This is a genomic window from Glycomyces tarimensis (assembly GCF_054776215.1).
Genome location: NZ_BAAHCB010000018.1, coordinates 1 through 11595 on the forward strand (window position 1 = coordinate 1; position 11595 = coordinate 11595).

Here is an 11595-nt window from a genome sequence, read left to right on the forward strand (position 1 = left end):
TGCAACCCGAACCCTACCGGCCCGGGAGATCAAGGTGTCAACGTCAAAGGGTTAAGCCCCCAGGTGCAGGATGGCGGTGTGCCCGTGCCGCTTGGCCGCGTGCGGGTCGGCCCCGTGGGCCGCGAGCACCTGGTGGAACGCCTCAGCGCGGCGGTTCGCCGCAGGCGGCAGGCACCCGTCCTGGTCGACCTCGTCCTGCCGGGGCGGGGGCACCGCTGTCGTCAGGAGCTTGGCGAACAGCTTCCCGGTATCCGAAGACAGCAGCCCGGAGAGGACGAACATGCCGTTCTCGGTCTCCACCAAGTCGAGCCGTTGCAACGACTGCTGCCCCAGCCCGTCCAACAGCTCCTCACCGGAGTCGAGTGCGGCTTGGAGTTCGTCGAGCTGGGCGTGTACATCCTTGACGGTGGCGTGGATGCAGTACTGCGCGATCAAATGCTCGGGGGTCGCACACAGCGTCTCGGCGTCGAAGGGGGAGGGGACCGGCTCGCGGTAGGGAGTCCGCGCGTACACACGCAAGGCCTTGGTGGCGTCCAGGCGGCGCACGGCTGCCGCGACCCGGTCAATCCGCGCCCGAGCCGACGTCGCGGTCTCGGCGAGCACGGTGAACTTCCCGGCAGTGCGGGCGATCGCGGCCAGGTCGGCGGCGACGCGGAGGTGGAAGTCGAAGGTGGCGACCAGCCATTCACGGAGGGCAGAGAAGCCGTCGCAGTCGCGGTGGATGTTCCAGGCTTTCGCGTCGATGACGTCCGACAGCACTCGCGCGTGCACCGAGTTCATCAACGCGGCGGCCTCATCAAGGTTGGTGTGGATGGCCTGCGCCCGCTCGCTCCGCTCGGTCCTGCTGGGCTTCGTGCTCGCTTTGGCCATGTCACACCTCCTTGAGGTCTCGTACGAACCTGCTGTTTCCGCCGGTTCGGGCTATACCTCTATTCTCCCAGGTCGCAGCTCGCTTGTCATCACCCATTAGGGTGGGAAAACACTCACGTTTCCCCGCTCGGAGCCACCGATCACCCTGGGCTGCAAGCGAGACCGGAAACAAGCGCCCCGCCCGCGCAGAGGCACATCCCACCGGCACGCCCGCCGACCCAGCGTCCACAACGAACTCAGCTCTTCGTCGCTGACGCCTTTAGCGCAGCGCCACCATCAACGCCACACCGTTCCCGCCAGCGCCCCACCTTCCATTTCAGGTCTCCTCGGGCGCAACCCAACCCAGCCCACTCCACGTCACCCCACTCCACCTCACCCTCACCTCACCCTCACTTCACTTCACTTCACCTCACTCCGAGCCCAGCGCGGTCGCAGTCAGGTCTGCCTGCCTGGAATGGCCCCCGCCGGTATTCCCGGCGGGGGCGGGGGCTCATCGGACGGTGGCCTCGAAGCCGACAGTGAACGAGACCGGCGCCGGCATCAGCCGGTGCTGCGGCAGTACGCCCGGGCCGCACGAGGCCGTGCCGATGCCCTGGAGTGCGGCGTCGACGTTGACGTAGAGGCGGTCGCGTTCGACCAGGTCGGTCGGGTGCTCGGCCTTGTCGAGGTCCTCGCTGCTCCACGGCCGTGCCGTGAAGGCGAACCGCGGGGCGCCGAGCACCCTCAGCTCGCGGCCGTCGCCGGACAGGGACGCCCAGCGCACGTCGGCGCGGCTGCCGTTCTCCTGCGGGTGCACGTATGGCGTCTGGAGCTCGGCCACGGTCGCGCTGAAGCGGCCGACTCGTCCGGCCGCCCGGGTGTCGGGGTAGGCCTCGCCGGGTCCGAGACCGAACCAGGTCACCTGGTCCAGCTCCTTCGGCACGGTCAGGCGCAGCCCGAGCCTGGGGATCGGGCCCTCCCACCCGCCCTCGGGATGCACCTCGAGCGTCAGCCAGGCGCGGTCGCCATCGAGGCGCCACCGGTAGACGGCCGCCATCGCGGCGTCGGTCCCGGCCGCGGCGACGCGCGTGCGCACGACGGTGTCCCCGCGCTCCTCGGCGAGATCGAGCAGCTTGTGCTCCAAGCGGTGGAGGCCGGCCCTGCGCCAGGCGTCCGCGACGCTGCCGTGCCAACCGAGCAGGTCGTTGTCGGTCGGGGCGCGCCACAGATCCAGTCGCGGGCCCTCGACGGCCAGCCCGGCGAGCTCCACGAGGCGCCCGTGGGCGTCGAACACGGCCGAGCCCTCGCCTCCGGCGACCGGCGCGGCGATCGGCCGGCCCGCCTCGAGCCGTCCTTGGCCCCATGCGATCTCGTGACCCGCCTCGGCCCACGCGGCGTCGGCGGCGAGGTGAGCTCGGACGGTCAGCCAGCGCTCCCCGCCTGCCGCGGTCCCGGCGGCCTCGCTCAGCTCCTCGGGCCATGCGACGAACACCGAATCGCCGGGTGCCACGGGCGGAACGTCGACTTCACCGGCCGCGACCGGCTCCCCGCCGTCCTCCAGCCGCCAGGTGAAGCGCAGGTGCGCGGTGTCGAGGAAGTCGTGGCCGTTCGCGATCGAGACGGTCCGGCTCTCGGGGTGGATCTGGATGTTGACCGGCTCGATGACCTTCTTGTACTCGATCAGGCCAGGGGAGGGCGTTCGGTCGGGGAAGACCAGGCCGTCGGCGATGAAGTTCGCGTCGTGGACCGGCTCGCCGAAGTCGCCGCCGTAGGCGAAGAACTCGCGGCCGTCCTCGGTGCGCTGCCGCACGCCGTGGTCGATCCACTCCCACACGAAACCACCCTGGCAGCGGGGGTACTGCTCGAACAGGCGCTGGTATTCGCTCAGGCCGCCGGGGCCGTTGCCCATCGCGTGCGCGTACTCGCACAGGATGAACGGCAGGTTGCGGCGGTGCTCGTCGAGTTCGGGGTCCTCGGTGCGCCGCTCGGCCTTCTGGCCGATGAGGTCGGTCTCGGCGTGATCGGCGTACATGCGGGAGTAGACGTCGACGTAGCCCGAGTCCCAGTCGCCCTCGTAGTGGATGGGTCGGTCGGGGTCGCGGTCCTTCGCCCACGCGGACATGGCTTTGAGGTTGTCGCCGGTATGGCTCTCGTTGCCGAGCGACCACATGATGATCGAGGCGTGGTTCTTGTCGCGTTCGACCATCCGCGCCATGCGGTCGAGGTAGGCCTCGCGCCACATCGGCTCGTCGCTCGGGTTCTGTTTCCAGCCGACGTGGACGAAGCCGTGGGTCTCGAGGTCGCATTCGTCGATGACCCACATGCCGAGCTCGTCGCACAGGTCGAGGAACCGGCGGTCGGGCGGGTAGTGGCTGGTGCGGACGGCGTTGATGTTGTGCCGCTTCATGATCTCGATATCGCGGCGCATGGTCTCGACCGAGAGGGTTCGGCCGGTGTCCGGGTCCCATTCGTGGCGGTTGACGCCGCGCAGCAGGATGCGCCTGCCGTTGACCTTGAGCAGCCCGTCCTCGACCTTGACGGTGCGGAAACCGATCCGCAGCTTCACGGTCTCGGCCGCCGCGGACACCTCAAGGTCGTACAGGCGCGGCGTCTCGGCCGTCCACGGTTCGACCTCTACCGAGGCCGATTCGCCGATGGCGATGTCGATTCCCAGCTCGGGCACCCGCACGCGCCCTGGTGCCTCGGCCTCGACGCGCAGGGTGCCGCGGCCGGTGACGTGGTCGAAGTCGGCGTGCGCGAACACGTCGTCAAGGCCCGCTTCGGGCCGGTGCAGCACGCTCACGGAGCGGAAGATCCCGGACAGCCACCACATGTCCTGGTCCTCGAGGTAAGACGCGGCCGACCACTGGTGGACGCGGACGGCGACGGTGTTCCGCCCGGCCGCGACGTGCTCGGTGACGTCGAACTCGGTGGGGAGCCGCGAGCCCTTGCCGTCACCGAGTCGCATACCGTTGAGCCACACCGCGAAGCAGGAGTCGACTCCCTCGAAGCGCAGGACGGTGCGGCCGGTTTCCGGCCAGTCGGCGGGCAGCTCGAAGGTCCGTCGGTATTCGCCGGTGGGGTTGGCGTCGGGGACGCGGGGCGGATCGATCGGGAACGGGAAGACGGTGTTGGTGTAGGCGGGCGCGCCCAGTCGCGGCTTGTCCGGCACGCCGGTCATCTGCCAGTTCGACGGCACCGCGAGTGTCTCCCAGCCCGCGTCGTCGTGGCCCGGCTCCTCGAAGCCCTCGGTGAGGTCGTGCAGGCCGGCGCCGAGACGGAAGCGCCAGTCGCCGTCGAGGCTGAACGCGGGCGCGTCGGAGGGGAGTGCCGCGCGCGGGTCGAGTCGCCCCCTGCCTGGGCTAGCGCTTTCCACGTAGTCGAAATCGGTTCGGCTCATCGCCAGGTTTCCCTTCAGGGCGCAGTTCATCCAGCGCGGCTGCGCCTGCCGGAGCGCAACCTCGCGGAGCCTACTCGATGCGCGTACCCGACGCCAAGCCCGCGGCGGACCGGCGACCGGACGCGCGGCGGCGCGCTACTTGAGCTTCAGGGTGTCGACGAGTTTCGGGTAGTCGCCGAAGGCGTGCTCGACGCCTTCGGGGCTCAGCCCGTATCGGGCCAGCTCGTATTCGTGCTGCCGGCCGATGCCGGGCCGGCCCAGGACGCTGTGGAGGTTGGCGGCGTCGGCCTCGGTCCACCGGGCGCCGATCGCGTCGTACAGCTTCGGCACCTTCTCATGCGGCTCGGCCGCCAGCCAGGTGTACGGCACGTCCACGTATGCCTCGCGCGGGCCGTTCACGCGCGCCGCGCGCGCCCGCTCGATCGCGCCGACCTGGACCTCCTGCCACATCTTGCCGATGCCGTCCAGATCCGGCTTGCGCACGTGGAGGGCCTGCGTGGTCTCCACGAGCGAGCACAGCGAGCCCAGGACCGTCACGGGATCGCGGTGCGTCCACACGATCGTCGCTCCCGGGAACACCTTGAGGATCTCGGGGAGATGGTCGAGGTGCATGGGGGACTTCAGAATCCAGCGCTTGCGCTCGCGACCGTACTGGAGCACCTGGAGCGCCTGCTTGAGGTACTCGTAGTCCGGCAGGTAGTCGCGCTCGTCCAGCCACTCCCGGTACTGCGGCATGAGCACCCTCGCCAAGTGGTGGGGACCGTGCGGCAGCAGGTAGTTGCACTCGTCCGGTTTTTCGGCGTCGAGCGGGTGGATGACCTTGAACGCCGGGGCGAGGCGCATGAAGGTGCCCACCATGCGCCTGGAGGCCCTGATGTGGCGGCGCTTGACCTCCTCGCCGCGGTCGACGTCGGTGAACATCCATTCCCACAGCGCGGGGCCGCGGTGATCCTCGGACCAGGCGATGATGTTGTGCGCCAGAGTGGTGGCCGTTCGCGGCAGGCCGACGATGAAGACGGGCCGCTCGATGGGCTCATCGGCGATCGCGGGGATCTCGGCGAGGAGACGCTGGACGCGCAGCCGGTTCTCGATGCGGTTGCCCAGGTCGCCGACGACGCTCTGCCAGCCCATGGGGCTCAGGTTCGACTCGGATACGAAGCTGTGCATCAGAAAGCGGAATTCCTCGATGAAGTCCTCGAGGGCGGCGGCATCGCCGCCGGTGGTCTTCTCGGCCTTCGCGACGAGGCCGTCGAAGACCCGGTCCGGGTTGCGCTGGCTCACCGTCATCGGCTTCAGCAGGACGTTGAGCACGGACGTGGTCGTCGACTTGCGGCGCATATTGGGGGAGACTCCTTTATGAATCCGGTCTGATCCTCAGGAGGGTCCAGTCCGACATGGATGCCGGCCATTCTCGCACAATCGGCCCTACCGGTCCACAGTCCGCGCCAGTACCGGGACCAGGGCGGCGACGGCCGCCCCGGCGAGTGCGAGCGAGGCGTACCCGCCCTGCGCCATGAGCGGCCCGCACGCGAGGCCGCCCGCCGCCGCGGCCACGCCCATGCCCACCTCGCCGAGGCCTTCGCGCCGCAGCCGCACCTGCCGCGGCGTCGCGGCGGTCAGCAGCGCGCTACCCGAGATCAGGCCGAGGTTCCAACCGACGCCCAGCATCGCCATCGCGACCGCGAGCGTCCCGGCGTTCCCCGCGCCGATCGCCGCCAGAGCGCACGCGCCGGCCGTGACGCACCCGCCCAGCATCGCCGTGCGGGCCGCGCCGACGCGCGTTACCAGAGCGGCGCTCAAGGGCGAGGGCGCGAACATCCCGGCGATATGCACGCCGATGACCAGTCCGATCGCCACCAGGCCCCTGCCGTGGTGTCCCAATTGCAACGGTGCCAGAGTCATCACCGAGACCATGACCAGGTTGGACAGCGTCAGTACGGCGAGGCCGGGCACGGCCGAGGCGAGCGTGCCCGCGCCGGTCCGGGCGACCTGCTCGACCGGCGCGGGACGGGCGTCGTCGCGCAGACCTGCGGCCAGCACGAGCGCGGTGAGCGCGAACGCGGCCGCGCCGAATACGAACGGGCCGGTCAGCGGCGGCAGCCCGATCGCATCGGCGGCCCGGCTCGACGGATCCAGCAGGTTCGGTCCGGCGATCGCGCCGACCGTGGTCGCGAGCAGCACCGACGCCATCGCCCGGGGCCGCGTCGCCTCCGGAGCGAGCTCGGCCGCGGCGTACCGGCCGAGCATGACGGTCGCCGTCCCGGCGCCGAGCAGCACGCATCCGGCGAGCATGAGCGAGAGCGAGGAAGCGACGGCGCCCCATGTCACGATGAGCGAGCCCGACGTCGCCGCCGCCGCTCCGGCCGCGAGCGTCCGGCGGCGCCCGAACGGCACCGCCAGGCGTGACGACACCGCCGCCGCTACCGCGGCGCCCGCCACGAGCGCGGTCTGCGGCAGCCCGGCCGCCGCCTCGGAGCCAGCCACCTCGTAGGCGAGCAGTGTCGCCGCCGCGCCGGTCAGCGATTGGGCGAAGCCGCCGACGACGGCGGCCGCCCGCAGTGCCCGCATCGCGGGCCGCCGGACGAACGTGCGGCCCGACGCTTCGACCGCCGTGGCGGTACCGTGAAATCCCATGCCCTGAGGCTAGAAAGCCAAGGGCCCGAGAGGAATGGGCGACAAGGCGCCCTCGAGCGCGTCGGCCTTGCGAACGAAAGGTAGATCCGTTGCGTGCTTTCCGATCGCCAGAACTGGACGATGTGGACTGGAGGATACTCGCCGAACTCCAGGCCGACGCCCGCCTGTCCTTCAACGAACTGAGCCGCCGCATCCACCTGTCGTCCCCGGCCGTCGCCGAACGCGTCAGGCGCCTGGAAGAGTCCGGCGTCCTCGCCGGCTATGCCGCGCGCGTCGACGCCGCCAAGGCGGGACAGCCGCTGCTGGCGTTCATCCAGCTGCGCTGCACGCTCGGCCGTTGCCTGCTGAAGACCACCGGCGCCGAGGACTTCCCCGAGGTCGCCGAGATCCACAAACTCTCCGGCGAGCACTGCACGATGCTCAAGGTCCGCGCCGCGTCACTGGCCCACCTCGAAGGGCTGGTCGAACGGCTCGGCGAGCACGGCGAGATGCGCACGCACATCGTGCTGTCCACCCAGTACGGCGACCGGCCGATCACCCCGGCGCTCCCCGAGCGTGACGTCAGCGCTTCCGACGGTTGGTCGGGGTCGGCGCGTCAGTTAGCTCCCGGACTCCTCGATGGGCTTCAGCAGCTGCGAGAACACGAACGTCCCCTCGGGGTAGGTCTCGTTCGCGTACGCCTCGAGCTCCGGGGTCACGAGCACGGTGTCGACCTGCGCGACGCGGGCCTCGGGGTCCACCCATCCGCCGGTCACCACCTCGGGGAACCGCTCGGCCAGGTCGGTGATGATCGCCTCGAGTTCGGCGTCCGACAGTTCCTCGGACGGCTCGGGCATCTCGGGCTCGGAGTACCCCAGATGCGGGTAGTCGTCCATGTCGACCTCGCTCGTGGGGATCGGCTCCTCGGTCAGCACGAGCGCCTCGCCGTTGAACGTGCCGGTCACGATGTAGTCGCCCCAGAGGGTCCCCGCGGCCTCCTCGTGCTCGACCGCCTCCCAGTCCCAGCCCTCGACGTCCATGCCGCCGCCCTGCGGCGGATAGGACTCGGCGAGGACCCCGGCCAGCTGCGGTCCGTGATCGGGCGTCTCGATCACCGTGCCCGAACCCTGGTAGACCGTCTCCTCCGCCGGAGCCTGACCGGCGCCGTCGTCCGTTTCCTCGTCCGAGCCCCGCTCGCCGGCCCCGCACGCCGTCACGGAGAGCAGCGCCGCGACCGGAGCGAGTCGCAAAAGTGTCATTCGTATCGTCATACCCCTTCTGACGTCCCCGGCCGAAAACCGGTTCCCGATCGTCGGCTCCCAGTGCTAGGTTCGCCTGGGCGCCGCCCGACGCCCGTCCCAGCATTGGAGAAAGTGCCGCCATGAGTCAGCGAATCAATGTCCGGGCGGCCCTCGCGGCCGGCGTCACCGTGGTGTTCTGGGCCTCGGCGTTCGTGTCGATCCGCGACGTCGGACAGCACCTCGACCCCGGACCGGTCGCGCTCGGGCGAGCGGCCAGTGCCGCGGTCGTGCTGCTGCTGATCTGGGCGCTCCGGCGCGAAGGGCTTCCCGCGCGGCAGGCGTGGCCGGGCATCATCACCGCCGGCGTGCTGTGGTTCGGCGTGTACATGATCGCCCTCAACTGGGGCGAGCAGCTCGTCGACGCCGGCACCGCGGCGCTCATCGTCAACATCGGCCCGATCCTCATCGCGCTGCTCGGCGGATGGCTCCTCAAGGAGGGCTTCGCGCCGCGCCTGTTCACCGGCATCGCGGTCTCCTTCGCCGGAGTGGTCGTCGTCAGCCTCTCCATGTCCCAAGAGGACGGCGCCTCCGTGCTCGGCGTCCTGCTGTGCCTGGTGTCGGCGGTGACCTACGCGATCAGCGTGGTCGTCCAGAAGCCCACGCTGCGGCACGCCTCCTCGCTCCAGTTCACGACCTTCGGCAACGCGATCGCGGCGGTGCTGTGCCTGCCGTTCGCGCCGCTCATGTTCTCTCAACTGGAAGACGCTCCGGCCTCCGCCGGACTCCACGTGCTCTACCTCGGGCTGTTCCCGACCGCGCTGGCGTTCCTGACCTGGGGCTACGCGCTGAAGTTCACGACCGCCGGGAAATTGGCGGCGACCACCTACGTCGTCCCGGCGCTGGTGGTGTTCATGTCCTGGCTGTTCCTGGCCGAGGTGCCCGGCTGGCTGACCCTCGCCGGCGGCGCGCTCTGCCTGGCGGGCGTGGCGATCTCGCGTTCGCGGAGCCGGCGTCCCAAGGAGGCCGCCGAGCTCATCGCGGTAGTGCCGCAGCAAGTCGAGCCAGACGCTCCTTCCAAGCGGCCTTAGCCTCCGCCGCCGCCTCGCCGGAGGCCAGCTGCGCGATCTCGACTTGGACCGCGGTCGTGTTCTCGCCCTTGACGGCGAGGTCGACGAGGACGCGAGTGCCGTCGGAGGCGTCGAAGCGCACCGATTTCGGGGGAGCGGCGCTGCGCTGGGTGAGCACCAGATCATCGAGCCACAGCGAGCGGCGCTCGTCGTCGGCGACCCATTCGAAGGCGGTCGCGGTGTCGACGGGGACGGTCTTCGAGGCGGTGGCCGAGTAGGTGCCGTCGGCGCGCTGCCCCGGTTCGCGCAGGCCGCGCTCCTGCTCGTAGCCGACGGTGATGGACTGCGCCCACCAGCCGTCGACGCCGAACTCCTTGACGAGGAGGTCCGCTATGGCCGCATGGTCGAGCGAGGTGGCGTCGCGATCGTCGAGGAGCGCCAGCCAGGTCTTCCAGTCGACCCCGGTGCCCTCGATGAGGGCCTGGTCGGACATGGTGTCGCGGCGTCGGGAAGTGGATTCGCCCATGGGGCCAGCGTAGGCCAGGCGCGGCCCGGCGGCGTCCGAATCGGTCGCTCCCGTCCGCCCTGGTATCCTCGCCGCCCGGTGAGGCCGCTGTGCCCCTTGGGGCGGATTTGGACCGAATTTTCTGTAAATTTACCGACTCGACGCGTTCTGCTGCTTTCGCAAATGTTACTGACCGGTTGAGTATAAGGTTCCGCCCGTCGACCACAACTCGAAACGGAGCCTCGCATGCGCATCACACGACGCACCGCCGCCATCGCCGTCTCCACCCTCGCCCTGTCCGTCGCCCTGCCCGCATCGGCCGCGTTCGCGCAGGAGCCGGTCCACTATGTCGCGCTCGGCGACTCCTACTCGTCCGGCACCGGCATCGGCTCGTACACCGACGCCGCCTGCAAGCGGTCGGAGCTGGCCTATCCGGCCCTGATAGCCGACGAGATCGGCGCCGAATTGCGCTTCGAGGCCTGCTCCGGGGCCACCACCGCCGACGTGCTCGCCGATCAGGTCGGCGCGCTCGAGGAGGGCACCGACCTGGTCACCGTCACCGTCGGCGGCAACGACATCGGATGGAGCGACGCCGTCACGGCGTGCATGATCCCCGCCTACGACTGCACCTCGGACATCGAGCGGGCGGAGGCCTTCGCGAGGGACCGGCTCCCGGCACTGCTGGACGACGTCTACGCCGAGATCGGCGCTCGCTCGCCGGGCGCCGAGGTCTACGTGCTCGGCTATCCGCGGTTGTTCGCCGCCAAGGACACCTGCGACGCGTTCGGGCTCATCAGCATCGCCGAGCAGGAGCGGATGAACCAAGGCGCCGACCTGCTCTCGGGGGTCATCGAGGCTGCCGCGATCGCCCGCGGCCTCAGCTACATCGACGTGAGAGACGAGTTCGAGGGCCACGCGATCTGCGACGAGGAGGAGTGGTTGCACGGGCTGACCTACCCGATCGGCGACTCGTACCACCCCAACCGCGCAGGCCACGCCGAGGGTTACCGCTCGACCCTCGCAGACGCGATGTGACGAGTCTCCCAGGACGTGACGCGGCCTCATATAATCGGCGGCGACACCAACATGAAGGAGACCGTATGAAACCAGGCAAACGGGCGGCCACTGTGGCCGCCGCCGCTGGCGCGGCGCTGCTGCTGTTTCCGGCGGCGTCCGCCCAAGCGGGCTGCTTCCGCACGGACTACGTCGCGCTCGGGGACTCGTATTCCTCCGGTACCGGCGCCGGGTCCTACATCGACGAGGAGTGCCTGCGCTCCGAAGTCGCCTATCCGTCGCTGCTCGAGCAGGACCTGCGCGGCAGCTTCGACTTCGCGGCGTGCTCCGGCGCCGAGACCGAAGACCTGCTCGCGAACCAGCTCGGCGAGCTGAACTGGCGCACCGATCTGGTCACCGTCGGCATCGGCGGCAACGACATCGGGTGGGGCAATGCCGTGGGCGCCTGCCTGCAACCCGAGAGCTTCGACTGCACCCCCGTGATCGAGTCCGCCGAGGCGGCCATCGAGAACGAGCTGCCGGCACTGCTCGACGGCGTGTACTCCGAGATCGAGGAACGCGCATGGCGTGCCGACGTCTACGTGGTCGGCTACCCCCGGCTGTTCAGCGGCGAGGCGACCTGCGCGTCGGCTCCGAACGTGACCGTCGAGGAGCAGGTGCGGATGAACGAGGGCGCCGACGTGCTGTCCGCGGTCATCGAGGCGAAGGCCGAGGAGTACGGATTCACCTATGTGGACGTGCGTGACGTGTTCGAAGGACACGCCATCTGCGATGAGGAGCCGTGGCTGCTGGGTTACACCGGTGGCGTCGAGTCCTTCCACCCCGATGCCGAAGGCCAGGCGGCCTACTACGCCGCCCTGACCGAGGCCCTCTGAGAAGTGGACCGACCGCGGCCCGACCGGAAAC

9 protein-coding genes and 1 pseudogene are annotated in these 11595 nt (G+C 70.0%); 4 read left to right on the top strand and 6 right to left on the bottom strand.

Annotated elements, in window-relative coordinates; genetic code table 11:
* Nucleotides 1–51: 51 nt before the first annotated feature.
* The 4 genes from ACYVK3_RS13605 to ACYVK3_RS13620 form a co-directional block, all read right to left on the bottom strand.
* The gene (locus tag ACYVK3_RS13605) at nt 52–870 is read right to left on the bottom strand and encodes a hypothetical protein (RefSeq protein WP_460497871.1); all 819 of its coding nucleotides are present in this window, start codon (nt 868–870) and stop codon (nt 52–54) included.
* A 490-nt stretch (nt 871–1360) separates the two neighbouring features.
* Nucleotides 1361–4249: a glycoside hydrolase family 2 TIM barrel-domain containing protein gene (locus tag ACYVK3_RS13610; protein WP_460497872.1), complete on the bottom strand. Its 2889-nt coding sequence runs from the start codon at nt 4247–4249 to the stop codon at nt 1361–1363.
* Between the two features lie 135 nt (nt 4250–4384).
* A complete protein-coding gene (locus tag ACYVK3_RS13615; protein WP_460497874.1) occupies nt 4385–5587 on the bottom strand; it encodes a sulfotransferase family protein in 1203 nt (400 codons plus the stop codon).
* 87 nt (nt 5588–5674) lie between these two features.
* Complete coding sequence (locus ACYVK3_RS13620) at nt 5675–6883, bottom strand: MFS transporter (protein WP_460497875.1); 1209 nt, start codon at nt 6881–6883, stop codon at nt 5675–5677.
* A gap of 113 nt (nt 6884–6996) precedes the next feature.
* Here ACYVK3_RS13620 and ACYVK3_RS13625 point away from each other — a divergent pair.
* A pseudogene (locus tag ACYVK3_RS13625) lies at nt 6997–7464 on the top strand (Lrp/AsnC family transcriptional regulator); the annotation flags it as partial.
* Between the two features lie 18 nt (nt 7465–7482).
* Here ACYVK3_RS13625 and ACYVK3_RS13630 read toward each other — a convergent pair.
* A complete protein-coding gene (locus tag ACYVK3_RS13630; protein WP_460497961.1) occupies nt 7483–8121 on the bottom strand; it encodes a hypothetical protein in 639 nt (212 codons plus the stop codon).
* Between the two features lie 122 nt (nt 8122–8243).
* On the opposite strand from ACYVK3_RS13630, the gene ACYVK3_RS13635 reads away from it, so the two are divergent.
* On the top strand, nt 8244–9191 hold the full coding sequence (locus ACYVK3_RS13635; RefSeq protein ID WP_460497876.1) for a DMT family transporter: 948 nt from the start codon (nt 8244–8246) through the stop codon (nt 9189–9191).
* Here ACYVK3_RS13635 and ACYVK3_RS13640 read toward each other — a convergent pair.
* On the bottom strand, nt 9136–9696 hold the full coding sequence (locus tag ACYVK3_RS13640) for a hypothetical protein (protein ID WP_460497877.1): 561 nt from the start codon (nt 9694–9696) through the stop codon (nt 9136–9138). The genes ACYVK3_RS13635 and ACYVK3_RS13640 overlap by 56 nt on opposite strands.
* Nucleotides 9697–9921: 225 nt before the next feature.
* On the opposite strand from ACYVK3_RS13640, the gene ACYVK3_RS13645 reads away from it, so the two are divergent.
* Nucleotides 9922–10710: an SGNH/GDSL hydrolase family protein gene (locus ACYVK3_RS13645; RefSeq protein ID WP_460497878.1), complete on the top strand. Its 789-nt coding sequence runs from the start codon at nt 9922–9924 to the stop codon at nt 10708–10710.
* Between the two features lie 65 nt (nt 10711–10775).
* Nucleotides 10776–11564, top strand: coding sequence for an SGNH/GDSL hydrolase family protein (locus tag ACYVK3_RS13650; protein WP_460497879.1), 789 nt, complete (start codon nt 10776–10778; stop codon nt 11562–11564).
* Nucleotides 11565–11595 lie beyond the last annotated feature (31 nt).